This is a genomic window from Olivibacter jilunii, from assembly GCF_900607235.1.
In the GTDB taxonomy this organism is placed as follows: Bacteria; Bacteroidota; Bacteroidia; order Sphingobacteriales; family Sphingobacteriaceae; genus Olivibacter; species Olivibacter oleidegradans.
In genome coordinates this window covers 149078-173763 of the sequence record NZ_LR027851.1, presented here as the reverse complement: position 1 = coordinate 173763, position 24686 = coordinate 149078, and the positions used below count along the sequence as shown (strand labels likewise).

The 24686-nt window shown below is 40.1% G+C and carries 20 protein-coding genes and 1 tRNA gene; 9 read left to right on the top strand and 12 right to left on the bottom strand.

Going from position 1 to position 24686, the window contains the following annotated elements; genetic code table 11:
• Positions 1 to 34: 34 nt before the first annotated feature.
• The gene (locus tag E0E36_RS14605; protein WP_130856546.1) at positions 35 to 4042 is read left to right on the top strand and encodes a hybrid sensor histidine kinase/response regulator transcription factor; all 4008 of its coding nucleotides are present in this window, start codon (positions 35 to 37) and stop codon (positions 4040 to 4042) included.
• A gap of 130 nt (positions 4043 to 4172) precedes the next feature.
• Complete coding sequence (locus E0E36_RS14600) at positions 4173 to 4898, top strand: hypothetical protein (RefSeq protein WP_130856545.1); 726 nt, start codon at positions 4173 to 4175, stop codon at positions 4896 to 4898.
• Positions 4899 to 5076: 178 nt separating this feature from the next.
• On the opposite strand, the gene E0E36_RS14595 is transcribed toward E0E36_RS14600, so the two are convergent.
• The 3 genes from E0E36_RS14595 to E0E36_RS14585 form a co-directional block, all read right to left on the bottom strand.
• Positions 5077 to 5484, bottom strand: coding sequence for a hypothetical protein (locus tag E0E36_RS14595; RefSeq protein ID WP_130856544.1), 408 nt, complete (start codon positions 5482 to 5484; stop codon positions 5077 to 5079).
• 3 nt (positions 5485 to 5487) lie between these two features.
• Positions 5488 to 7950, bottom strand: coding sequence for a TonB-dependent receptor (locus E0E36_RS14590; protein WP_130856543.1), 2463 nt, complete (start codon positions 7948 to 7950; stop codon positions 5488 to 5490).
• Between the two features lie 401 nt (positions 7951 to 8351).
• A complete protein-coding gene (locus E0E36_RS14585; protein ID WP_013668259.1) occupies positions 8352 to 8888 on the bottom strand; it encodes a DUF4168 domain-containing protein in 537 nt (178 codons plus the stop codon).
• A 229-nt stretch (positions 8889 to 9117) separates the two neighbouring features.
• Between E0E36_RS14585 and E0E36_RS14580 the strand changes: the two genes are divergently transcribed.
• The 3 genes from E0E36_RS14580 to E0E36_RS14570 all read left to right on the top strand — a co-directional run bounded on the left by E0E36_RS14580 (position 9118) and on the right by E0E36_RS14570 (position 10852).
• A complete protein-coding gene (locus E0E36_RS14580; protein ID WP_130856542.1) occupies positions 9118 to 9702 on the top strand; it encodes a class I SAM-dependent methyltransferase in 585 nt (194 codons plus the stop codon).
• A 231-nt stretch (positions 9703 to 9933) separates the two neighbouring features.
• Positions 9934 to 10491: a dihydrofolate reductase family protein gene (locus E0E36_RS14575; RefSeq protein ID WP_130856541.1), complete on the top strand. Its 558-nt coding sequence runs from the start codon at positions 9934 to 9936 to the stop codon at positions 10489 to 10491.
• Positions 10492 to 10501: 10 nt separating this feature from the next.
• Complete coding sequence (locus E0E36_RS14570) at positions 10502 to 10852, top strand: DUF2200 domain-containing protein (RefSeq protein ID WP_013668262.1); 351 nt, start codon at positions 10502 to 10504, stop codon at positions 10850 to 10852.
• Positions 10853 to 11275: 423 nt separating this feature from the next.
• Here E0E36_RS14570 and E0E36_RS27785 read toward each other — a convergent pair.
• Positions 11276 to 11346, bottom strand: a tRNA-Cys gene (locus tag E0E36_RS27785).
• A gap of 214 nt (positions 11347 to 11560) precedes the next feature.
• Here E0E36_RS27785 and E0E36_RS28355 point away from each other — a divergent pair.
• Both E0E36_RS28355 and E0E36_RS14560 read left to right on the top strand, forming a co-directional pair.
• Positions 11561 to 11773, top strand: coding sequence for an SGNH/GDSL hydrolase family protein (locus E0E36_RS28355; protein WP_165446996.1), 213 nt, complete (start codon positions 11561 to 11563; stop codon positions 11771 to 11773).
• 96 nt (positions 11774 to 11869) lie between these two features.
• On the top strand, positions 11870 to 12358 hold the full coding sequence (locus E0E36_RS14560) for an ankyrin repeat domain-containing protein (RefSeq protein WP_130856540.1): 489 nt from the start codon (positions 11870 to 11872) through the stop codon (positions 12356 to 12358).
• 30 nt (positions 12359 to 12388) lie between these two features.
• On the opposite strand, the gene E0E36_RS14555 is transcribed toward E0E36_RS14560, so the two are convergent.
• From E0E36_RS14555 to E0E36_RS14545, 3 genes are all read right to left on the bottom strand, one after another.
• On the bottom strand, positions 12389 to 14575 hold the full coding sequence (locus E0E36_RS14555) for a catalase (protein ID WP_130856539.1): 2187 nt from the start codon (positions 14573 to 14575) through the stop codon (positions 12389 to 12391).
• A 12-nt stretch (positions 14576 to 14587) separates the two neighbouring features.
• Positions 14588 to 15139, bottom strand: coding sequence for a YciE/YciF ferroxidase family protein (locus E0E36_RS14550; protein ID WP_130856538.1), 552 nt, complete (start codon positions 15137 to 15139; stop codon positions 14588 to 14590).
• Positions 15140 to 15396: 257 nt separating this feature from the next.
• Positions 15397 to 15720 carry a hypothetical protein gene (locus tag E0E36_RS14545; RefSeq protein WP_130856537.1) on the bottom strand — a complete coding sequence of 108 codons (324 nt, stop codon included), beginning with the start codon at positions 15718 to 15720 and terminating at the stop codon, positions 15397 to 15399.
• A 197-nt stretch (positions 15721 to 15917) separates the two neighbouring features.
• On the opposite strand from E0E36_RS14545, the gene E0E36_RS14540 reads away from it, so the two are divergent.
• Entirely contained in the window at positions 15918 to 16070 is a 153-nt protein-coding gene (locus E0E36_RS14540) for a lmo0937 family membrane protein (RefSeq protein ID WP_130856536.1), read from the top strand.
• Positions 16071 to 16441: 371 nt separating this feature from the next.
• Here the strand turns inward: E0E36_RS14540 and E0E36_RS14535 are convergent, their stop codons facing one another.
• Entirely contained in the window at positions 16442 to 17428 is a 987-nt protein-coding gene (locus E0E36_RS14535) for a family 43 glycosylhydrolase (protein ID WP_165446995.1), read from the bottom strand.
• A 236-nt stretch (positions 17429 to 17664) separates the two neighbouring features.
• Between E0E36_RS14535 and E0E36_RS14530 the strand changes: the two genes are divergently transcribed.
• Positions 17665 to 17892, top strand: coding sequence for a hypothetical protein (locus E0E36_RS14530; RefSeq protein WP_130856535.1), 228 nt, complete (start codon positions 17665 to 17667; stop codon positions 17890 to 17892).
• A 164-nt stretch (positions 17893 to 18056) separates the two neighbouring features.
• Here E0E36_RS14530 and E0E36_RS14525 read toward each other — a convergent pair whose 3' ends face one another.
• The 4 genes from E0E36_RS14525 to E0E36_RS14510 all read right to left on the bottom strand — a co-directional run bounded on the left by E0E36_RS14525 (position 18057) and on the right by E0E36_RS14510 (position 24675).
• Complete coding sequence (locus tag E0E36_RS14525) at positions 18057 to 18275, bottom strand: hypothetical protein (RefSeq protein WP_013668270.1); 219 nt, start codon at positions 18273 to 18275, stop codon at positions 18057 to 18059.
• 203 nt (positions 18276 to 18478) lie between these two features.
• Positions 18479 to 20002, bottom strand: coding sequence for a glycoside hydrolase family 43 protein (locus E0E36_RS14520; RefSeq protein WP_130856534.1), 1524 nt, complete (start codon positions 20000 to 20002; stop codon positions 18479 to 18481).
• Positions 20003 to 20262: 260 nt separating this feature from the next.
• Positions 20263 to 23100 carry a glycoside hydrolase family 2 TIM barrel-domain containing protein gene (locus tag E0E36_RS14515; protein WP_242627224.1) on the bottom strand — a complete coding sequence of 946 codons (2838 nt, stop codon included), beginning with the start codon at positions 23098 to 23100 and terminating at the stop codon, positions 20263 to 20265.
• Between the two features lie 42 nt (positions 23101 to 23142).
• Positions 23143 to 24675, bottom strand: a complete 1533-nt coding sequence (locus tag E0E36_RS14510; protein ID WP_130856532.1) for a RagB/SusD family nutrient uptake outer membrane protein — start codon at positions 24673 to 24675, stop codon at positions 23143 to 23145.
• Positions 24676 to 24686 lie beyond the last annotated feature (11 nt).

The window sequence follows — 24686 nt, the reverse complement described above, 5'->3', positions numbered from 1 at the left end:
TTAGGAATTTCGTCGGATCTCGATAGACTAATCAATGCGTAAGCAATTCTACACCTGCGTTTTCTTTTTATTGTTGCTGATACAGGCAACGAAAGGTAGCGATATACGCTTCCGTAAAATAACCTCAAGCCAAGGTTTGTCGCACAATACGGTTTATGCTATCACCCAAGACGAACAGGGCTTTATGTGGTTCGGCACCCGAGAAGGCCTAAATCGATTCGATTGTCGTCATGTTAGAAGTTATTATATTGATGCTGCACCACCTGGAACGTCAACCAATCAGATTAATGCTTTACTGAGCCATCAAAAAAACATATATGTGGGTACCAATCACGGACTTTACCGCTACGATCTACGTCAAGATCGATTGATAGCCCACCCTTTAAATTCGGAAAGGCCCGCTGTAATTTTCATATCGGAAGAACAAAGCGTGCTTTATATAGGTACATCTAGAGGCTTATTTCAAATCAAAAACGGTAGAACGAGTCTACTGCTTAAGGGATTCGCGAGAGCCATTTGCCCTCTATCTACAAACAGATTGTTGATTGCTATCGACCGGCGTATTCTTCTTATCAATGAGGCAGGTGATATTGAGCATACCTTCACTACGAGCTCTTTTCCTCCGCTATCATTCTCCAATTTTACCATCTTCCAAATGCATCGCGATTTGAAAAATCGTATTTGGCTGGCTACATCGCGTGGACTTTATCTTTATAACGATGAAAAGCGACAATTTACTTCACTGCCCTTTACGAATGAAGAAAACACCGAGAACAGTACCGTTCGATCAATCACAGCAGACAAAGATGAACTTTTATATATAGGCACCGAAAATGGCCTTTATATATATGATATTAAAACAGGCCGAACGGAGAATCATTCGCAATCCTTCAATAACGAGCCTAAAAAGCTAAATGATAAAGCTATCTATTCTACCTTTATCGGTAAAGAGGGTACAGTTTGGATAGGCACTTATTTTGGCGGAGTCAACTACATCCCGGTAGGAAGTGATGGTTTTCAGAGCATGCTACCAACCGATAAAAATAATGGTTTGGGAGGAAAAGCTGTCAGTCAATTAATGGAAGACAGCTTGCACCGATTATGGATTGCAACCGAAGATGGTGGTATTTCTATCTACGATCCATCTACCGCAGCTTTTAGTCGAATTAATAAAAACACCGCCCCCTTTTATCTCAATACCAACAATGTCCATGCACTCCATACAGATTCTTATGGAAATGTATGGGCTGGAACCTTTTTTGGAGGCTTGCACCGCTTTGACCTTAATAAGCGAACGACCACTATTTATGCGAAGAATCCGGCCGATCGCAACTCACTTTCCAACAATCAAGTATATGCGATATATCAGGATAGTCGCGGCATACTCTGGGTGGGTACTCAACAGGGCTTGAATCAATTTAACTATATAACAGGCAAGTTCACTTTACTTGCTCCGGAAATTTTAGGCGATAAATTCATATATGATCTCACCGAAGACAAAAATGGTGATTTATGGATCTGTACCAGACAGGATGGCATTTACCGATACAACCCGATATCTAAAACCATGAAACACTATACTAACACGGGTAAAAATGCGCCTTTATTAAGCAATCAGCTAATCAGTGTGTATAAAGATCGTCACCAGCGTTTATGGTTCGGTACGTTAGACGGCGGCGTATGTGTTTATCATGCTGAAACAGATGCTTTTCAACATTATACCACAATTACCGGCTTGGCTAATAACAATGTCTATGGCATACTGGAGGACGATGCCGGTTTTATTTGGCTCAGTACCAACTTAGGTATTTCCAGGTGGAATCCAAACACGAAAAGATTTATAAACTATGATAATAGGCATGGCTTGAGTACGAATCAATTTAACTTTAAATCTTTCTTGCGAGGCAGCGACGGCACTTTTTATTTCGGCAGCATTAATGGCTTATGCTATTTTAATCCATTGAAGATGCAGGTAGACAGGCAATCCTATCCCCTGGTTTTTACAACCTTTCAGTTATTCAATAAGGAAGTACACCCGGATTCCGATTCTACAGTTTTGAAGCATCAGCTCGGTTACGCCCGTCAAATTAGTTTATCTTATGATCAGAATGTATTTACCATAAATTATATCACCATCAACTATGCAAACCCAACAAGCACCAACTACGCTTACTATTTAGAGGGATTTGAGGATCGATGGAATTATGTTGGTGATAAAACGAGCGCAACCTATACCAACTTGTCACCAGGCCGCTATACACTGCATGTCAAAACCCTAGATGACGCAGGCGGTTTTACCGGCCAGCAACAAAGTATTAGTATCCATGTGGCTCCTCCTTTTTACCGCACCAACCTGGCCTACCTCTTTTATGCATTTCTCTTATGCCTATGTATTTATATATATACCCGTTTTGTACGCTTTATTCATGAAAAGCGTTTGGAGATTCAACTCGCGCATATGGAGAAGGATAAAACAAAAGCACTTACACAACATCGAATTAACTTCTTCACTTTTATATCCCATGAATTTAAAACGCCCTTAACACTTATTCTTGCATCCATCGACAAATTTATAAATGAGAAGAATATCGATCTCAAGCAACATGTGGAGCTATCACATATCAAAAAGAATGCATCCAAATTATTTAAGCTCATTCACCAGCTAGCGGAATTCAGAAAGGTAGAGGGAGACGACCTGTCTGTGCATTTTAATCGATTGGATATGACCGCTTTTGTACGGCAAATCGTTAACGCTTTTGAGCCCTTGGCAAAGGAAAAAGATATTGCTATTTCTTTTGAGACGGAGATAGACGGACTTAATGTTTTTTTTGATAGCGATAAACTGGAAAAAATAATATCGAACATCTTGTCAAATGCTTTGAAACACACCCAAGCGGGTAGTGTTTCGGTATCTATGCGAACAACTCTTCAAGACGGACAGAATAGAGCAGATTTTGTCATCAGTGATACCGGAACAGGCATGTCTACGACCGATTTGAAACACCTATTTGACCCTTTTTATCGCTCGCCCTCCCAGACTGACATCTCAGGTTCGGGAATCGGTATGGCCTTAGTGCACCACTTGGTTAAAAGCCTTGAAGGCAGCATTGAAGCTTCCAGCACACTTGGCAACGGTACGACGATTTTTTTCAGTCTTCCAGTATACGAACAATTAACTGAACAACAAAGCGAACAACAAAATCCATCGGAAACTGACGTCAATATGGATGTCATCTCCCCGCCTATTGAAAAAAAAGAGCAACGACTAGACCGGCATTATACGCTACTTTTAGTAGAAGATAATAAAGAATTATTGAAATTTCTGGCACAACATTTTCAGAAGACGTACTCGGTAATAACTGCCTCAAACGGAGATATAGCATGGAAAAAGATCTGTAAAACATCTCCTGACATTATTATCAGTGATGTTAAGATGCCTAAAACCACTGGGCTGGACCTATGTTTAAGGATAAAACAAAATAAACAGTTTGATCATATTCCGTTTATCCTTTTGTCTGACAATCAGGATGAACAGATCAGGGTAAACGGATTGGATGTAGGCGCCGATGCCTATATCGGTAAACCGTTTAACTTAAATGAACTGGAGTTGGTAGTAGCCAATATGGTCAAATCAAGAATTAGTTTACGGGAACATGTAATAGGACTAGGCGCTTTTATTGATAACCCTGTTGTTGGCAATAACCGGGATCAGGACTTTCTTACCAAATTAAGTAGCGCTTTGGAGCGGCATTATAAAAACCCGGACCTATCCGTAGAAGATTTAGCGAATGAACTGAATACAAGCCGAACCTCTTTACATCTCAATCTTAAGCGTATTCTGCAAAAAAACGCCACAGAATTACTGAATGAATATCGCCTAAAAAAAGCATTGATGATGTTGGAAAAGGATGTCCCCGTTAACGAGATCTCTTACCATTGCGGCTATCGCGAACCGAATTACTTTAGTAGGGTCTTTAAAAAGCACTATCAGCTTTCTCCTCAGAAATACAAAGAGGTGCATTTTGATAAAAGTAAAGATTAGTGATATAGTAACATTTGCTTATAATGCTATACAATATTTTTGGCCTTGTAAGAACCGATTTATACTCTGATTTCGTTAAATGATGTTAAGCCTTTCGACTACAAGCTTCTTTATTGCTAATTTAGAGCCTATGACTAGTTATCGGTCCTTTCTAATTCTTATAATTCTATCTTTGACGGCAGGTGGTCTGTATGGTCAGATGCAAAAAATAAGTGGTACGATTGTGATAAATGGGGTCAAGAGCAGTGGTTATCAGATAAAAGTAACAGAAGCGGATATAAGGAACATGAAGAAAAAGATTTCTACTAGACCTGATAATCTGGGCAATTTTTATATCGATGCCCAGATTGGCGACTCGTTGGAAGTATACCTCCGAGGCTTTTCCAAAAAGTATGTCATAATAAGTAGTCATGATCATATGACCGTGTATTTAGACAATACTATTCTTTTGGAAGAAGTTGATATAAACGCAGCTATTAACAATAAAACCTTTTTGAAAAAGACTGCAGTTGATTACAACAAACAAAACAACATTTACTTCGGCGGAAAACCGCCGATAACGTTGCTATCACCTTTTGGAGGGAGTCCAATAACTTTTTTTCGTGAGCTACTCGGTAAGGACGGCGAAAAAGTGAGGAGATTCAATAAATATATTAACCAACAGATTGAACTTGAGGAAGTTGATGCTAAATTCAATACACAGACGATCAAGCAGGTAGTCGCCATTAACGATTACGAAATCAACGCATTTAAAGCTGCGTACAGACCAACTATAGAGGACATTAAAAAATGGACGAATTACGAACTGTACGATTACATCAAACAGTCGTATGAGGACTTTAAGAAAAGTAAATAATTTAACATTAATCTAACTGATTTTTTTGATTTATAGAAAAGCAAATAAGCGTTGTAAAGAAGATATCTCCTATGTAATTGCAAGAGATATCTTCTTTTAGGGGCCTATTTTAATAGGGTTTACAATCGTAACAAGTCACTTTCGAAAACGGATCTTATTCACTCCACAATAGGAACATTTAAGACATCACTGCCTTCCACTTTCTAACGTCAAGCACTAAAAAGAAATTAGCTACAACTACAAAACTGAGCAAACCGACTTGTGAGATATTATCTGATTCTTTGTAGATTGTTTCTCCTAAATGAAACACATTTAAAAGGAGTAGCATAATCGCCCAGGTAAAAAGGAACAATATGAAACCTTTCTTTTTAATATAGAGTGTTAATAAGGCTAACAACATACTGAACACTTCAAGTACAAATCGCATCAGGTGCATACTTACCGGAACTTTACCCGTAGCGCCAGGTATTTTTATGTCCATACCAAATACGGCCTGGCTAAAGTGGTAACTGCTGTGAAACAGATAACAAAGTGCGATCATAAGCCAGATAAAGGCGATTCTATGCTGGATGTTCATAATTTCCATTTTTTAAAATTTTAACCCGGCGCCCACAATGAAGTTACGCGGTGCTTGTGAATTGAATGTGGAATAACCTGTCCAATATTTCTCATTTCCAATATTGTTGGCTGAGAAGGTAATTCTAAATTTCTTTAGGTCGTAAAATATGGATGAATTGATAACAATGTAAGCGGGTGCATAGATTTTTCCAGCTGCAACTGAATTGACCAAGTAGTTTTTACTGGCGTAGTTACCACCAAAGCTAATGCCCAACCCTTCTGCTAACCCGAAAGGAATACGGTAACTTATATATAGATTACTTAAGTGGGTGGGGCCTGAAGTTTCGGGTCGCAGACCGTTTAAGCCGCCACTGGCACCATCTGCATCAATTTTTTCATATTTACTGTCGTTATAGGCATAACCGGCGATAATATTAAGTCCGTTAATTGGATTGGCTACAATCTCGGCTTCAAAACCCTTACTTAATTGGGTGCCATCCTGAATGTTTTGATTTGGTATTTGCGCGTAGGGGCGAACGATATCCTTCACTTTGATATTGTAATAGCTAAAAGTACCTGATAATTTTCCACCAAATGCGTCCAGTTTTACGCCACCCTCTAGCTGATTGGCCTCTTCCGGCTTAAAGCTTTTACCTTCATAGTCAACGCCCGTTTTATTTGTAAAACCGTTCTGGTAATTACCGAAAACCGATACTTGATCTTTTACAACCTGATAAATCAAACCGAACTTTGGCGAGAATGCCGTTTGAGCGTAATTATCAGAAGTGATATCAGTGGTCGCATTATAAATGCCCCTATTAAAGAAACGGTCAATCCTGATTCCTGCTAATGCAATCAGTTTGTCCGTAATATTGAGTGCATCAAACATAAAGGCACTGTAGGTATTGGTGTTTGAGTTTGGTTCGTAGTTTAATAAAGGTTTAGTTCCGTATAAGGTTGAAACTTTATCCTCGTTAAAGTCGTTGTAGTTTGGTGCCGGTCCTGTAGCAGGCACGAGATCAAAGAAATCAGGTGTCTGTTGACCGCCGAATACATTGATAAAACGCTCATAAGAAATATTACTCTTATACTTAAAATAATCCAGTCCCACAGTCAGCCTATTTCTCATCCCCCCTATTTTGAAATCACCTTGCAACAAAGGCTGTATTTCTATTGCATGATCGCTTCCATTCGGCGACCACACCATTCGTGCCAGGTTGTCCGCTCCAGGAGTAGCGATCCCCAACAAAGCGTTAGGAACGAGCATTAAATAAGGTGTTCGACCCTCCGAAGAGCTGTTGGTTACCGATACATTTGTTTGTAATTTCCAGTCGTTATTGATTTGATAGTTCATCGCACCGAATAAATTGATATTTTCGGATTTGTTATATAAACTATTATTGATAAATGCTTTGTCATAATCGATGTTAATCTCATCGATCCGGTCCGTACCTAAGTTAGCCACGGTATTGCCATAGAAAAAAACGCCCATAAAGTCGTTGGCTTTCCCTGAAAAGATTTCTGCGTCTAAATTAAAGTTCAGCTTATCGTTTACCTTATAACTTAAACTAGGAGCGAAAGCAAAGCTTTTACTAAAGCCTGCATCACGGAAAGAATGTTGTGTTGTATAAGCTGAATTTACCCTAACCAATACAGATTTATCGGCATTCAAGGGGGTATTGACATCTGCGGATATTCTATTGAGCCCGAAGCTTCCTGTACTGTAATCTATCCTGCCTCCCAAACTATCATACGGTGTTTTCATGACTCTGTTAATCAATCCGCCATAAGAAGTAATTGTATTACCAAATAAGGTGGCTGATGGGCCTTTGATGACTTCGATGCGTTCGATATTCACCGCATCAATGCTTGAAGCAACATTTCCCGATATGCCATTGCGAGCTTTTATATTCGTTATGAATCCTCGTTGGCTAAAAATTGGACCTCCAATTCCGGCTCGCCCTACTGCATCCCACATTTTATGGACGCCGGGGGCATTTTTTAGGGCGTCCTCCACCCTAAATAGTTGTTGTTCGGCAAGTAAATCCCCTGAAATAATGGAAATATTCTGTGGATTTTCCAGATTTCGCAGCGGCATTTTTGCTGACGCATCTGTCTTTTTAACAGCAAACTTATTGGTATGACCTGCTTTTATATTAACCTCCTGTAGTTGTGCTGAATTATAAGTAATATTAAAGTTGGCGGTAACGGTCTCTCCCAGCTTCACCGCAACGGATTGTGTTTCACTATTTGCTCCAACTGCGGTGGCTTTCAGGATATAATTTCCCGGTTTTACATTACTGATTTTATATTCTCCCCCGGTATTGGTTACGGCCCCTTGGCCAGTACCAGTTAATACAACAGATACATACGGTGCCGGATTTCCGTCTGATGTTAAAACTGTTCCGCGAACAACGCCGTTTTGCTGCGCAAAGACAGCCAGACTTGTCAGTATAAGGGTTACGAATAACTGAACGTGTAGTGTTATTTTCATTACTGTTTATTTAGATTAATTCCAAATACAAAAGAATAGATTAATTCTGACTCCCACAAATTATTTTGACACCGTTTCTTTACGCTTTACGATGGATTGCATTAGGAAAACTTAACCGATCTGAATTCACGCCTTGCACTGATACAGTACAGCTAAATGGCATCGAGGATGTGAAGGTTTAAAAGGCTGTACAGAAAGGCGGTATTGACACCAAATACCTTGGTACTTAACTAAGGCAGTTTCTACACTACCGGAACAAGAAGGTAAGCGAAGAGATCACACTGAGGCTTTTAATTTGTTAGACAAATAGGTAAAAATGTAAAAAGGCTTGTTGAACACAAGCCTTTTTACATTTTCTTCAAATAAGATAAATCGTTCTATCTTATAAGGTGGCAGATTTCTCATTTCTGCTCCGCTCTGGGTACGGAGTTCTGTTTTTCTTTCATCTTCTTATCTAATATCCCCCTGACTTTCTCACTTTGTTGATAGGCTTGTGCAATCTGCAAATAGGTCTCGACCTTTAAGCCTTCTTCTTCGACCGCCTTGGTCATCTTTCCTTCCAACCCCTGCTGCATGCCATTTATTTGTTCTGCCGCCTTTTGGAATACAGCCAGATCCTTCGGATCTTGCTTCGCAGCGGTGCTGTCCTGCTTTTGTTGCGCTTCTGCCATGGCATTGAATTTATCTACCGACATTCCTTCCTTCTCTATAATTTTCACCATCTCGCCTTGTGCTTCTGTCTGAATCGCGGTTATCTTTTGATTGGCATTGAGGAAACGATCCAACTCCTGCTCATTAAAATCTTCTTTTACCTGTGGTGTTTGCGTTTGGACGGGTGCTTGACCATATACGACTGAACTGCTCAAAACAATTAATAGCAATGCAAATGCACCCAAAGCTGTATTATACCTTCTTCTAATTCTGTTAAATGCTTTCATTTTTTTGTATTTTAATAGATGTACTTATTATTATAACGTAATGACATGATATTATTGCCCATTGGCTTAATTAAGATTGCCCAACCCGTTAAGATTTATGAACAATGATCTGGCTATTCTTTTAAAAGCGCTAATTTAAAAGGATGTTTCATTGCTCAATTTGATTGATATTTTCTTTATTTTTATTACAGGGCTATAAATGGCATAACTTCACACCCAAGAAATAAAAATGGACAAATCAAATGGTTATGAAAAAGTTGCGAAGACCTTTAGTGAAGTTCGTGGGCAAATTGTTGACGGAATCGGTGCATCTTCCGTCAGCATGTGGGCACAAACACTTCCTAAAGGTACAGTTATATTAGATCTCGGTTGTGGAACGGGCATTCCGATTACGAAAGTTTTGATAGATGAAGGCATGTCGGTTTACGGAGTGGACGCATCACCTACATTAGCTCAAGCTTTTCGGAAAAACTTCCCACATTGCCCTATTGCCTGTGAACAGGTAGAAGATTCATTATTCTTTAACCGTAGTTTCGATGCCATTATCGCATGGGGGTTATTATTTTTATTACCCAAGGATAACCAAGCCATGGTGATACGGAAGATGGCCGAAGTACTGCGGATTGGCGGTAAATTGTTATTCACGGCCCCATCTTCAATAAGCGAATGGACGGATATCCTTACCGGACAACAATCAAGATCGCTTGGCACGAAAAAATACAAAGAAATACTATCGGCTGTTGGATTGTCCTTGATAGAAGAATTTGAAGACGATGGTGAAAATCATTACTATCATGCTGTCAAAGTCCGATAAGGTTAATTGCTTTATATTTATAGATTTATCATATTTATTTCACCTACTTTTACTTCCACAAGCTTATTCAAATCTGCTTCTTGCATTTCACCTTTCTTTAAAACGTGTAATGCATGTGAATAAGTTATACTCCTATCTTTGTATCCATTTTGCTGTTCTGTATATTTGAAGTAAGTAAATCACTGTAAAAACACAATAAGCAGAACCAATTTTGATCTAAAAAATAAAAAAATGACCAAGTTAATAATGTGGAACATCATCACCCTCGACGGTTACTTTGAAGGTAGCCAACATTGGGACCTAAGTTTTCATAACAGTGTATGGGGGCAAGAACTTGAAAAATTAAGCCTCGAACAGTTGCGCGCAGCGGATTATCTTATTTTTGGGCGGATAACATATGAGGGTATGGCCGCTCACTGGACGAAAGCTAAAGGGGAAATTGCCGACCTTATGAACAGTATACCGAAGATTGTTTTCTCGACAACATTGAAAACGGCAACATGGAATAACTCCAAATTAATCAGCGGTAATGCTTCGGCAGAAATTAGCAAACTCAAAACGCAAAGTGCTAAGGATCTATATGTATTTGGTAGCGCTAATCTCTCAGAAACTTTTATAAATGACAATTTATTTGACGAATACCGTATTGGTATTGCACCTATAATTTTAGGAAGCGGAAGACCTCTTTTCAAACAAGGAATTTCGTCAAAAAATTTATCGCTCGTTTCAACACAACAGCTCTTGACGGGCGGTGTAGTATTAAAGTACACAAGTGCCCCTGAGCAATAACTTGAAAAAAATGGATAATACAAGAGTTTACAAAATGTCTTTTGCCGGCGTATATCCCCATTATATACAAAAGGCGGAAAAAAAGGGCCGTACGAAAGCGGAAGTTGACGAAATAATATACTGGCTGACCGGATATGATGAAGACGCGCTGCAACAACACCTCGACGATAAAACAAATTTTGAAACTTTTTTTGCTCAAGCGCCACAAATAAATCCGAACGTTTCAAAAATCACAGGTGTTATCTGTGGATATCGCGTGGAAGAAATTGAAGACAAACTCATGCAGAAGATTCGCTATTTGGATAAATTGGTGGATGAACTGGCTAAAGGCAAGACGATGGAAAAGATTTTAAGAAAATAAAGAAAAAACCACCGCTCAAAATTTGAGCGGTAGTCTAACACATTAATTATCATATTACTTGCTACCGATAAAGGTAGGCTTCTGAAATTAATACCGTATAAGAAAAAAAAGCCACCTCTTCAAAAAATAAAGAGGCAGCTCAAATGAACTTATAATGAATTGTTCTTCAAATATCGTTGTGACAGATTAGGGTGAAATAAGAAAAGCCGTCCTTAAATCTCAAAAAAGGACGGCCAAACAGAATGAAAAAAATTTACCTGTACCACTGAACACGTGGAATATCAAAGCTAGCCTTCACATATTAAATTGCCATAAGAATCGATGTAAAAAAACCGTCCTTTATGATGTGATCAAGGGCGGTTTAATTAATTCAGGTGAACTCCAACTAGTAGAGAAAGTACATAGAAGTATTTTTCTGACTTGAGGTCGGAAGTGGATTCGAACCACTCTGGGATCTCTTGCGGAGCTCTGCCTAACCGCTCGGCCATCCGACCTTGTTTATAGAACAAATTTAGTAATGTCTGTCATCTTTACTCGACACAAAACAATCACAGAAAAATGTATATTTATGTGACTGATATCTTTTTCTGTTTTGTCAAAAGGTGTTGATTTTTTAAAACTATGAAAGAAGAAGCCCGGTATTGATTTGAATAAATGGGTGGTGTGCTGATCTAAAGTATAATTAGGGAAAACGGGTATTTTGGGCAGGTGGGCAATAATGTAACACGGCAAAATGAAAGTATTTCGAATTTATCAGCTTTAAAAAACGAAAAAAATAAAGACATTTTTTTTATAACAGCTAAGCAGTTAATCGGTAACGATCACGAAGCAACAATGATGGTACAACATTTAACAGATTTGAGGTTCACGAGAATTTCAGAAACAATTAATAAGGTACTTGAGCAGGCGATTAACAAATAACGTGATACCAAACATTTCAGCAAAGTATGCGTTATCCACTGTAAGGTCGACGGTTTACCACTCAATCGTGCAAGTATTAAATCAATTGGTTAATTCATGAACAAGGAGGAAATAAATAGCCTAATCAACGCAGCAAGAATAGGCGACTTACAGCAGCTACAAGCATATATCACCGAGAGAGCAAACCTGGATGAGCGGGACGAAAGAGGTTACACACCACTCATTATTGCATGTTATAATAACCGATATGCGGCTGCAAAGCTGCTACTTGAAGCAGGTGTAGACGTTAACGCCCAAGATTTTGGTGGCAATACCGCTCTGATGGGCGTTGCTTTTAAAGGGTATCCCGATATTGCCGAGCTCTTAATTAGCCATGGCGCAGATTTAAACATACAACATGGAAATGGTGGGACGGCTATCATGTTTGCTGCCCTATTCGGGAGAAATAATTTGGTTGAATTATTACTTAATCATGGGGCCGACGTGACGATTCTCGAAAAAAGAGGATTAACCGTACTTGATCTAGCTGCTCAACAGGGCAACGAAGAGGCCATTACAATAATTGAAAAATATATTACTGAATAAAGCCATCCCTATAAGATGGCTTTATCTATCTTACGCAGGCACCTGCCGTGGTTTCTCCCGTTCCCAAAATCGATGTAAAGCAATGGCCTTTATAAACAGCCGCGCTAATTTTTTCTGGTCGGAGCTTACTGCAACACCTTCGGCCAATATCGTCTCTTCAGAAAAATCAGCGGGTAATTTATTCGCAAAGTAGGTTGCTTCGAGCACCTGTATAGCTTGTTCATCAGCCGCAATGGCTTTGCAATGTTTGAAGGCTTCATTTAAAAAGTGAACGGCATTTGCCTCGGCTTCAAGCGTTGCAACGCTGTTTGTACCTCCAGGCACATAAACGGCATCATACAAAACAGAGGCTGCTGTTAAAAAGCTTTCATCAACTGGCACCTCCTCTCCGTCCATACTGACGACTGCATTAAGTCTCGGCGCAATGATATGCACTACAGCTCCTTCAGAGACTAGAGCAGTTTTCATGTTGTTTACAGATTGCGCATTTACTCCATCAGCTACTAGAAAAGCGATCTTCCTTGAAATAATGCGATCTTTAACTGTATTTTTCATACTCAACGCTTCTGAACGAGCCAGTGAAGATTCTACCTGCGTCGGTTGATAATCAGCGGCGTTACCATCGGCAGGAATACTATGATTGATAGGTTGCTCTGGCTTTTGAGGTACTTTTAAGCCAAGCGCGTAGGCCACTTCTGAAGCAAGCCCTTTATCGATTAGGGACAAAATACCAATCATCCGTTGCCTTACGGCAACGGTTTTGACTTTACCAAGTTCGAAGGAGAAAGCATCAATCAGGTGATTTTTCTCCGGGTCGGACTGGCTATTAAAAAACAAACGCGCCTGACTAAAATGATCGAAAAAACTCTTGCTCCGTGCACGTACTTTTTTTGCATCAATACGTTCCTGATAACTTGCAAACCCGCCTTCAGAAGCTTTCGCTTGTATAGGATCTCCGTTACCTAATGAATTCGGATTATAACTGGATTTGCCTTTGTTTATCTGCTGTCGCATATAACCATCCCGCTGGTTGTTATGGATAGGTACGATCGATCTATTGATGGGAATTTCATGAAAATTGGGACCACCTAAACGAATCAATTGTGTATCTGTGTAAGAGAACAATCGTCCTTGGAGTAAAGGATCATTAGTAAAATCAATCCCAGGTACAATATGACCTACATGAAAAGCAGCTTGCTCCGTTTCGGCAAAAAAATTATCCGGATTACGGTTCAATGTCATCTTTCCAATACGCTTTACAGGCACCAACTCCTCCGGAATAATCTTGGTAGCATCTAAAAGATCAAAATCGAACTTGAATTCGTCTGCCTCCGGCACAATTTGTACGCCCAGTTCCCATTCGGGGAAGGCCCCACTTTCTATCGCTTCCCATAAATCCCGTCTATGAAAATCAGGATCTTTACCCGAAATATTCTGTGCTTCATCCCATGCCACTGAATGGACTCCTAACAATGGTTTCCAGTGAAACTTTACAAAGCTGGCCTCTCCCTTTTCGTTTATAAAACGGAAGGTATGAACACCGAAACCTTCCATCATCCGATAGCTGCGCGGAATCGCCCGGTCGCTCATGAGCCACATAATCATATGGGCCGATTCAGGCATTAGGGAGATAAAATCCCAGAACGTGTCATGTGCAGAAGCCGCCTGTGGAATCTCATTATCCGGCTCCGGTTTTACGGCATGAACTAGATCAGGGAACTTAATAGCATCCTGTATAAAGAACACGGGCATATTATTGCCGACCAAGTCGAAAATTCCCTCTTGTGTATAAAATTTTACAGCGAATCCTCGGACATCCCTAGCTAAGTCTGTTGATCCCCTAGACCCTGCCACTGTTGAAAAACGGACAAATACAGGTGTCTCTGCTGTCATATCATTTAAAAAATGTGCCTTGGTGTATTTATTCAAGGGCTCATATAGTTTAAATACTCCATGAGCACCGGAACCACGGGCGTGCACAATACGTTCGGGTATGCGCTCATGGTCAAAATGCGTGATCTTTTCGCGTAGTATAAAATCCTCCAAAAGTGTCGCACCGCGTTCACCTCCCTTCAGCGAATTTTGATCATCATTAACTTTTACACCCTGATTAGTAGTCAGGAATTGACCGGTACTCTGTTCCTTATCTGGCTCTAATTCCTCGATCTTCTTATTCACAGGTTGATCTTTTGATTGTTTTATTTTTTGTTTAGCCATTTGTTTTGTTCTTTAAGCTTCCTCCGCGGCTTGATAATTTATATCATTTTCAGCCACGTCAGTTAATAATTGATCAGCAGTCTTTTCTTCGATGAGGGTTTGCTCTAAGAGATTTGCAACTTCATTTAAACCCAAAGTAACAGCGAGCTGCTGAAGCCCCCCGTAGCTGGCAATTTCGTAGTGCTCGACTTTTTGTGCGGCCAAAATGATGCCTACATCTCGCGTCGCGGTTTGTGCCTCGGTGCTTTCGATAATGCTTTCTCCTTCCTTGGTTAACCCTTCCATAGCATCACATTTTTTAGCAATTGCTTTTTCGCCAAGTAAACTAAACACCTGCTCGAGCCTAGCGACGTGTCCTATCGTCTCTTTTAAGTGATTTTGAATTGCCGTAGCAAGTTTTGGAGAAGTAGCCTCCTTAACCATTTTAGGAAGATTTTTGACCAAATGGTTCTCTGCCCAGTAGATATCCATGATACCGTCCAGGAACAAGGCCCTTAACGCGGGCTCTGCTGTTACAGAAGTTTTTGTTTTAAATTTAGGCTCTGTGCCTGTTTCATTTTTCATAGTGATGATTTTATTGGTTTATTTTTACTGTTGCTGTAGATAGATTTACTCGTTATCTGGATCTATTATAAAACTTCGTCTTTACGCGAATTGTTTGTAACAATTAATAAGTCTGCGTCAGATTGAAGTTTGACTTAATTCAAATGGATTACTTAAACGGAGAACATCGTTGATCCGTTTATACCTTCCTCACATAGCACTGTCTAAATTTTCTCTCCATTTTCAGGAGCAAGTCTTTGACGATAGTCTATCCTCTTCTATAGATCTTCCTTTTCATATCCACCCAAACAATCCAGGCAGGCATTGGCATATGCATCATATTCATTGTAAGCAGCCCCGATTTTACCAAACAGCGTTATTATTCTATCTATGCGTATTTCACTCCCTGTATCCAAAACCACAAAAACGCCTTCGCTTTTCTTCTCTTCTATGCGAGTGACACTCCCCTTTGCTTCAGCAACTTGATTGTTTGCGTCGAAAAAGAAAATTTTACCCCTACTTCTTTTACTGATCTCTTCTTCTACTACCTCGCGATATTCCCAAGGCACAGGAAGGTATGACTCGTTTTTATTATCAGCCATAATAAGTTCTTTTCTTTGCTAACAATTAGGGAGTTAAAGTGTTTAGCGAAGTGCGATTTCGGAAGCTTGGCTGATAGCGGCATCGCCTAATCATTCAAGTACGCCCTGCAAGAATACATTTCTATTTTTTTTAAAACAATTTTGGCCAATTGCTTATTTATTAGATAACATCTTATTTAAATTAAAATTAAAAACCTATGGGAAATTTACTTTATATTGTAGCCGTTGTGCTCGTTATTATTTGGGCAATTAGCTTTTTTGGCGGTTACGCTCAGGGAGGAATTATTCACGTATTGTTGGTTATTGCTATTATTGCTGTACTACTGAGAGTAATAAGAGGCGCTGCATAAACGATTTTTCTTTTTGCAGAAGATTAGCTTGGAGCTTATTAGCTTCAAGCTACTTTCATATATGGATTGTTCAATCCATTCTATTAAAAAACATACTGATGAACGAGCTCAACGACTAACCCACCACTTAACAAAGAAAGATTCTCCGTTTACCTACAACTATCGTTAATTGAGCTAAATGTATCAATCCTAACCAACCACCTTTGTACAATCATTTAAAAACAAATAGAAAATGAGCACAAAGAAGTTCGTTACCCCTATGGTCGTTCGATAGTTTCACATCCGAAAGGACATCGCCTTATTTTGGACGAGGCGTAATATATCTCTAAAGAGCCATCTGCCTATTGAATGGTTGGAACCTGCTGTGTGGTTTAATTATGAATTTTCGGCAATGCCTCCGTCCATTTTAATTGTATGTTCGAAAGATACCAGGACAGCCCATCTCCGGTGTTATTTCCTTGAAAAAACAAATAGTATTTTCCATTTTTTGTTTTAAAGATATCCGGGTGGCCGGACTCACTTTGATTCCAGGTTCCGGCCTTGCCATTTGCCAAAAAAGGTTCCTGTACTACACGTTTCCAATGGACTCCATCTTCACTTTTTGCCAATCCAATTTGTTGTGGATCATTGTTATAACTTCCTGCATAGAACATATATAAGGTATTGTCCTTTTCGATCACAGAAGCAGCTTCAATACAGCTACCTTCCCAAGGCAGCTCGGGCTTTAAAATAGGACCATCATGAGCTAGTTTCCAATGCGCTTTGCTGAAATCAGTGCCCTTAGGAGCAACAGCAACTCCCTGCATCTGTATTTCACCTTTAGGGTCTCGTGTAGCAAAAAAGAGAAAATATTGCTCTTGAAAAAAACAAACTTCTGCATCGATTGCGCGACCATTATTCCAATCACCTGTAGGTCTAAAAATTGGATTACTGTTATTTCTAGTAAAATGAATTCCGTCAGTGGAATAGGCGTGGCAGATGGCGTCTTTAGGACCATTGCCATATGTTTGATAAAAAAGGTGAATGGTGTCACCACGTACCAAGGCACCGGGAGCACATAAGCCATTTTGCTCATAAGTCGACATTTTATTCAATGTTCCAACTTTCTCCCAATCGATCAAATTATTGCTTTTTGCAATACCAATATGCCAACCCTTCCCCTCTTTGCCAGGAATGGAATAATACATCCAATATGCATCATTAAAATATATTACTTTAGGATCTTTAGCAATGGGTTTTCCCGACGATCGATCAGTAAAGTACATTTCGGGCTTCTCCTGAGCATATAAGTTTCCGAACCAAAGAAGGATAAAGAAGAAGCCTGTAACGATAAGGGGTAAGCGCATTTCCTGTCTCATATTAGTGGTCTGAATGATCTATGATTAGCATCGAAAGCTAAATAACAAAATTTTATGGAGTTTAAAACAACTATAATGTATCAAAATAACTGCGATTTGACTCATTTGATAAGTTAATCCCAAGTGAAACGCACAAATTTGCTTAATACAAAACCTGTTAAACTTATCTTTCTTTAAAATGTTGTTGCTAGATCAAGGAGATAGAAAAAATCAATAAATCAAAAGAAAGTACGAGGATGAAAAGGAAACTTTTTTTGGAAAACACCGCTAAAAACAATATCGTTGGACAGGCTGCGGCTAGTCGTGTTGCCCTTGACGCAATCGCTATCGGGGCAATGGCTATTGGGGCGCTTGCAATAGGAGCAATAGCTATAGGCCTGTTGCGAATTAAAACCGGAAAAATCGGCAAACTCCATATAAGCGAGCTTAACATTGATAAACTGATAATGAAGGATCGATTATAAAACACGATCAATCGGCTTTTCTCATTAGAGCTACAATAATGGCCTAATATACAAGCACGCTCAACCGATCATTTACAATAAAATAGCTGGGGGTTTCCGTTATTAATGCAACAAAGGATAAAAAATTTGTGCTTAGCTAGACGCCGGGAATAGCTTTACAAAAGCTATTCCTCATATAGCAAAGTGGCATTATAGCCCATTCGGTGAAGCGCTTCAGCCAACACGGCACCCTTTAAGTTAATTGCCTGGACTATCAATAGGTTATAAATAGAGTCAAAATCAATTTTCCATTCTCGGATTTCAGAAAACTTATCAAGAATAGACTTAATACGGCCCATTTCCATAGGTGAATTGATGTCTGTCATAAATTTCAACGTTTCCATAGCTTGCGATTAAATTTTCGATGAGTGATTTTATATTACGATTCAGCTATCTGAAATAAATCAACATAATTTCGCTTCGGCGTCCATTTCAAATATAAACACTTTATTATCACCGCAAAAGCCAAAAACAGAACATTGTAACGAAACAGTGGTTTTATGTAATAAACATGAAGATGACTATATTTATAAAAACCAATCGCACCTTACGGTTCTAGATAGTCCAGGTTAAAGAATTGAAATGCCGCCTCGTTACCCTGCGGTCCTTTAAAATTTAATCCGGGCCGGGGACTACGATCCCAAGGTGGCAAAAAATCAATTGCATATTTGTAATTTTTGACAACTAATTCTTGCCATTCGTTAGACTGCTTCCAATATGCACTACAGGTAAAATCAGGAGATATTCGCATCTTTAAATAAACCGGGTACTGCTTTTTTGATAAAGGTTGCCTATCGAGCACCTCTCGCTTTCCGTCCTTTATTACCCAGAAAACCACCTCGTCACCCTCGCTCGCAACTCCAATTGACGTATTTTCATCACCGTAAACAACCAATCCTTTGATTGCTTCATTATTGTTTAGAACGAGTGTACTGATTTCATAAGCAACGCTATACGGTCTTAAAGTTAGCGCTATTCCGGCGCTGCTTGCTACATCATACTTCCCTGAAAGAAGTAATTGCCCATTTTGCCTTTGAATCTGTGGTTGCATATTTCGAAAATCCCATTGCCAGTAGGCCTGCTCTTCGTTTTTTCTAAAATCATGATGGCTATCATTATAGGCAAGTTTGGCTGAAATGGCCTTACCAAAGACTGGCCATTCACCCTTCCATGCTAATTCGGAAATATGCCCTTCCCTTCCTGTGAAAACGTGGCTCTTCTTATTATAAGCATGATATATATAAAAGGATTTTCCGTCCTTATCTTCAACAAAAGTGCCATGTCCGGGACATTTCCAACCGTCCAAATCACTTAAAATAGGATTACTATCATATTCTTCATAAGGCCCTTCGATTGCTTCTGCACGTGCCACTCGTACATTATAGGTGCATTCGAGACCACAACAGGCACCGGCAGAATAAAACAAGTAGTAATAGCGATCCTTCTTTAAAATACTTTGCCCCTCAATTCCTGCGCCTCTTGTATCCTTTAGCATGGTAAAGGGCTTCCCCATTAAAGAAAGTCCATCGTCTGACAGTTGACACCCTAAAATTTCAATTGGTCTTTTGTCCAAACCGTATGCTTTCCACGTGATATATAACTGTCCATTGTCGTTCACAACAAAAGCATCAATTGCTTCCTTTCCATATTCTATTAAAACACCTTGATCCTTAAAGCCGCGGTCGGGGAATCTGGAAGTTGCCACGCCAATACAGGAAACACCATCGCTCTTTCTTCGAGCTGTATAATAAACATAATAGGTTCCCTTATGGAAATAGTACTCGGGAGCCCAAAATGATCCTTTGGTCCACTTTGGAGCGTCTTCAAACAAAAAACCAACTTGCTGCCAGTTGTTCAAGTCAGTAGATTTAAAAATCGGAAAATGCGGTCCCCACTCACTCGATGTACCGATCGCATAATAGGTATTCTCTTGTCTTATAATGGATGGGTCTGCAAAATCACCAGGGATCACGGCATTTGTATGTTGAGCCAAAAGAATTTGGCACATTCCTAAATATACGACAAAAAACGGGGTAATCTTATTAAAGTCGAGCTTCATTATCTTAGACATCTGACATGTTATTTTGCCTGCAAACGTAGGTGCTAAAAATACATATTATAACAAAAGAACGAAGTGCCCTATTTCTCATTTATTCAATAGATCATCTCAAGGTATACTTTTTCAATTAACTTTTCAAGAAAATGAGCATCATGTCCATATTGTACCTGGAATGACCTCACAAAAGGAAGTGGCTAACGTGTTAAAAGCTAACATCAATTAGGCCTAAGTGTCCTGGAAAATGTACCCCCACATATTGGTAGGTGGTACATCTAAAATTTATTATTATGTGCCAACTGAGCAATCTCATTTTCCTGCAATGTTGTCTTAGGAGCGAAGGAAGATGACTGCATGTAGGCACTAAGGCTATATAATAATTGACGAGCCTCCGGCCTGTTTTGACGGTCCGTCAATAAATCGATTGCAGACACGATCAGTTTACCCTTTCCTATGTTGGCCTCAAAAACTAATCCTAACGGTCTTGCCGTAAACCAATCGTCAATTACGCGAACAATAGGCTTTAACGTTGGATTGATTCTATCGAGCCGCATAGCATCGGCATGAGTAATTGCATCCCACCACTGCCAGTTGGAATGGAAATCCGTTGGAAAATGTTGAAATGCCGGATGTTGGGGGTCGCAGAGGAGGCCAAGCGTAACAGGCGCCTGCCCACGCGTCCAAGCTGTATTCCAAAAAATGCTTGAAAAGCCTAAAGCGATATCGCCTCCCTTATCTTTCTTAAGAACACCTTTTCTTAAAGTGTACAGCACTTTACCTCCGCTTGCCAGTAGCTCCCTTGCCTTTTGATCAAAGCTAGCCGTCACATACACTTCGCTATTTACATTTGGCAGCGTTTTTGGAAAAACGAAAAAATCCCACTGATTCGCGTATTGGCCTAAGGTCACTATAAGCGTGAGTTTCTTCGCTTCTTTTATCTCATTCAAATTCATAGTGACGGCACCGGCTTGTTGGTTGTTTCCGATCCGCAGCGTATTGATCAAAAGACTTCCGGTACCATAAACATGCTTTGCCTCATCAATAATTTGCCATTTTACGCTCACATTGCTTTTTTCTTCTGCCCCATAATGAGCAATTTCTATGGGGACTTTTAATAATTGATCGTTGGTATATATAAAATTGGGAAAACGTGCCAGTGGTACGGTACTATTACAAAATTGCCTATAAGTTTTACCATCTACATAGCCCTTATCCTTCCAAAACGCATTTAACACACCTACCAAAGCCGTACCTTGACCGGGAAAATCGTGCAGATCTAATAGTTGAAAGCCCGCAAAACCAGGTGTTCGCAGAGCCGCTTCAATATCGGCCTTATAACATAATGTCTGCAACTTACCTGATGCTTGCAAAAACTGATCAGCTAAAGTGTCCATTCCGGTTTCGCGTAAGCGATCGCGGAAAATCTCTAAGTTTCTTGCTTTCATTACGCCTGTATAGGCGCTTATTTCTTTAAAATCCGGATACACACACCATTGGCCAATTTCATGACTGATCGTAGGAATGTCGAATTGAGCAATACGCTCGTGCCAATCGTAATCACTTCTCGGTTTTTGCTTATTAATGATCGAGTTCAATCCTTCACCCCAGGATTGTATTCGCGGTTCCGGTATGTTGTTGTAGTCATTTTCTGCGATGGCAGGCCAACCCGCCGCGGTAGTATATAAACGCCTCCCATCTTTGGCTTTCCACGTCTCCACAAATTTTCGAAGATACGCAACATGATTTTTTCCGCTAGGTTCATTTCCGTACGCCATCATTAAAAATGAGGGGTGATTTCCATACTGTGTCACGATCCGCTCGCTTTCACGATAGATATAATCATCCAGGGGTTTGCCATCTCCGATCGTAGCACCCTGATTTGCCCATGATGCACATTCTATTTGAAGATACATCCCAAGGCTATCGGCGGCTCTGAAAGCTGCTTCCGGAGGGCACCAAGAATGAAAACGAAGGTGGTTTAACCCGTAGGCCTTACAGGTTTTGATAATCTTCGCCCACGATGCAACGTCCGTTGCCGGATATCCTGTAAGTGGAAAAATGGCACTTTCCAGTGTACCACGTAAAAAAACAGGCCGTCCGTTTAAAGTGATTTCCTTTCCCTTAAGGGCTATCTCACGCATCCCAAAGTCTGTTTGATACCCAAAGGACTTCCCTTCTACCACTAAACTAGCTATCATGGTATATAAATTGGGGTTAAATTCGTCCCAGGTCTTAACGGCATTTCCCATCGGATAGTCTATTTTTATTTCATTAACACCACCTGTGAGAACTAATGTTTGTTGCACGTCTTTCAATCTCTCGCCCGCTTTCTCTGTTGCATAAAGTGTCAAAGAAGCGTTTACCGGCCGACTTATATTTACAATACGTGCACGGACAGCCACTGTTTTCTTTGATAGATCAGGAAAAACCTGTAAGCTCTCTACACGCAGTCTTTCCAATGGCTTCAAGGTCATCTTTCCGATCATTCCATTCCAGTTGGTTTGGGTATGATCAGTAATACTATGTGCATTGGGACCAACATCGATGGTTTTAACCCTATTGTCAATACGAATAGTGAGCAAGTGCTTTCCAGGCTTGAGACTCCCTTTAAACAAAAAGCGGTGCGGCGTGCTTAAGCTATTTTCAGTTCCCAGCTTTACGCTGTCTAACCAAACCGAACTTTCCCAATGGACCCGCTCGATGACAAGCTCTGCACCCTCCTGATAGGCACTATCAGGTATTTGAATCTCCTTTTGATACCAAGCAGCCCCTTTATAATATTTCACTGGTTGCAACCAAAACGGTACTTTTATATTCCCTGCCTTACGATAGCGAGCATACGCTGTATCCGTAAAGTAAGAAGAATCAACAATGCCCCCCGTCCAAGGCGTATGGACATCTATATCGAAGCCTTTACCATTTGTAGTGGTTGAGCCTGGCAGCTTCACTTTTTCCTTTAGACGCCTTGTAAACCATTTTTCCCTTTCGCCAATATCCGCTGTATCCAATGAAAAAGTCCATTCACCTGTCAGATCAAGATGGCTCTGCGTCGACTTGTCTACCTTACAAGCTGCGAACAACGCAAAACAAGAAAGTAAGAGCAATTTATTCATGGTCATTATAATCGTTTTTAAATTTTCGTATTCATTTGGTCATTACCAATTGGGATTTTGAACCATATTTGGATTTGTATTCAACTCATCTTGTGGAATTGGAAACAGTTCATGGCGTGGAAGCGTTAAAAACTGTCGGCCCTCTTTATCACTTGCCGCTATTTCATCCGCTAGTTTACCCCAACGCCTTAAATCATAAAATCGCAATCCTTCTCTAAAAAACTCGAGCATGCGCTGATGCATAATCTCTATCATCATAGCCTGCTGGTTTTTCCCCGCCGCAAGCGGAGCGAGTTTAGCACGCGTTCTTATTCTGTCTATAAGCGGATATGCTTCTTCTATCCGCCCCAATTGCACCAAAGCCTCAGCCCGCATTAACAAAACGTCTGCAAAGCGAATGACTTTTTCATTATTCTCGGAAATAAAAATTCCTTCATCATTATTTCTCCAATTTTGGTATTTACGAATCATGGCATTGAAGCCGAATTGTTTCTTAATTGTTGAAAAAGGACGATTGTAATACAAGGCCCCTGGGTAGTCCCATACCAACGACGCATACATACGTGCGTCGAAATCACCATCCACTGTTTTTTCCTGTTGGAAAGCCTGGAATATCTTGTTGGTAGGAAAAGCTTCAAACCAACCGGCAACTTCGGCCGGTGCGAATTCCTGTGCCACCGTGGTGCCCTGCGACTCATTAGCATTCTCTCCTGCCCAAGGTTGCGGTCCGCCCACATTTTGCATTTGAACCTCAAACAGGGATTCTTTGTTGTTATCATAGGCGGCCATAAAATTATGCTCGTAATCATCCAGCAGGGTATAATCATAAGGAGCTTTCGTTATAATGTCCAACTCATTTGCTGCATCTTCCCAACGTTCCATATATAAATAAACTTTCCCTAACTGCGCAATGGCAGCTCCGTTGGTTGCTCTACCAATGTAAACATCCGAATAGTTGAGCGGCAACGTATTCTTCGCTTCTGTAAGATCCGCAATTATAAAATTCCAAAGGTCTGTCTGATTGGCAGGGGGCGCAAAATATTGTTCGCGCTCCTTCGGTACTGAAGAAATAAGCGGTACGTCTCCAAAATTGATAATCAGATAAAAGTAGTTCAAAGCACGGAGAAACTTCGCTTCTGCTATTAGCTCTGCTTTTTTTGCTTCATCAATCGATGCATTAGGCGTATTTTCGATCACTTGATTTGCCCTAAAGATTCCCCTAAAGAAACCGTCATAAATATCTCTGGGGGTTGTAGTAGTAGGATTATTAGTAAAAGTAGATAACTGATAAAGAGACTGCACATCATTTCTGATAAAAAAATCGTCGCCTCTCCCATTTGACAGCTCCACCCCTCTTACTCCGAAATATCCGCGATTAATATCTTTTAGCACTTTATAGGTAGCGGCAAGGCCGCTTAATACGTCTTCTTCATTTTTCCAAAAATTAGCATCCGTCTGTGTATTTGGATTTTCCAACGACAGTTTATCCGTGCAGCCTACTGCAAATATCATCACACTGACGATCAACACAGCGGTAATTACACGCTTTACTTGTGATATATATTCAATATTCATTTTCTTAGATT

What these genes read in the sequence shown, in the direction of transcription:
- E0E36_RS14520 (WP_130856534.1), bottom strand. Translation starts at nt 20,002, where the DNA reads ATGTCTAAGATAATGAAGCTCGACTTTAATAAGATTACCCCGTTTTTT.
- E0E36_RS14525 (WP_013668270.1), bottom strand. Translation starts at nt 18,275, where the DNA reads ATGGAAACGTTGAAATTTATGACAGACATCAATTCACCTATGGAAATG.
- E0E36_RS14570 (WP_013668262.1), top strand. Translation starts at nt 10,502, where the DNA reads ATGGATAATACAAGAGTTTACAAAATGTCTTTTGCCGGCGTATATCCC.
- E0E36_RS14555 (WP_130856539.1), bottom strand. Translation starts at nt 14,575, where the DNA reads ATGGCTAAACAAAAAATAAAACAATCAAAAGATCAACCTGTGAATAAG.
- E0E36_RS14595 (WP_130856544.1), bottom strand. Translation starts at nt 5,484, where the DNA reads ATGGAAATTATGAACATCCAGCATAGAATCGCCTTTATCTGGCTTATG.
- E0E36_RS14515 (WP_242627224.1), bottom strand. Translation starts at nt 23,100, where the DNA reads ATGAATAAATTGCTCTTACTTTCTTGTTTTGCGTTGTTCGCAGCTTGT.
- E0E36_RS14575 (WP_130856541.1), top strand. Translation starts at nt 9,934, where the DNA reads ATGACCAAGTTAATAATGTGGAACATCATCACCCTCGACGGTTACTTT.
- E0E36_RS14530 (WP_130856535.1), top strand. Translation starts at nt 17,665, where the DNA reads ATGAAAAGGAAACTTTTTTTGGAAAACACCGCTAAAAACAATATCGTT.
- E0E36_RS14510 (WP_130856532.1), bottom strand. Translation starts at nt 24,675, where the DNA reads ATGAATATTGAATATATATCACAAGTAAAGCGTGTAATTACCGCTGTG.
- E0E36_RS14580 (WP_130856542.1), top strand. Translation starts at nt 9,118, where the DNA reads ATGGACAAATCAAATGGTTATGAAAAAGTTGCGAAGACCTTTAGTGAA.
- E0E36_RS14550 (WP_130856538.1), bottom strand. Translation starts at nt 15,139, where the DNA reads ATGAAAAATGAAACAGGCACAGAGCCTAAATTTAAAACAAAAACTTCT.
- E0E36_RS14590 (WP_130856543.1), bottom strand. Translation starts at nt 7,950, where the DNA reads ATGAAAATAACACTACACGTTCAGTTATTCGTAACCCTTATACTGACA.
- E0E36_RS14540 (WP_130856536.1), top strand. Translation starts at nt 15,918, where the DNA reads ATGGGAAATTTACTTTATATTGTAGCCGTTGTGCTCGTTATTATTTGG.
- E0E36_RS14545 (WP_130856537.1), bottom strand. Translation starts at nt 15,720, where the DNA reads ATGGCTGATAATAAAAACGAGTCATACCTTCCTGTGCCTTGGGAATAT.
- E0E36_RS14600 (WP_130856545.1), top strand. Translation starts at nt 4,173, where the DNA reads ATGACTAGTTATCGGTCCTTTCTAATTCTTATAATTCTATCTTTGACG.
- E0E36_RS14560 (WP_130856540.1), top strand. Translation starts at nt 11,870, where the DNA reads ATGAACAAGGAGGAAATAAATAGCCTAATCAACGCAGCAAGAATAGGC.
- E0E36_RS14605 (WP_130856546.1), top strand. Translation starts at nt 35, where the DNA reads ATGCGTAAGCAATTCTACACCTGCGTTTTCTTTTTATTGTTGCTGATA.
- E0E36_RS14535 (WP_165446995.1), bottom strand. Translation starts at nt 17,428, where the DNA reads ATGAGACAGGAAATGCGCTTACCCCTTATCGTTACAGGCTTCTTCTTT.
- E0E36_RS14585 (WP_013668259.1), bottom strand. Translation starts at nt 8,888, where the DNA reads ATGAAAGCATTTAACAGAATTAGAAGAAGGTATAATACAGCTTTGGGT.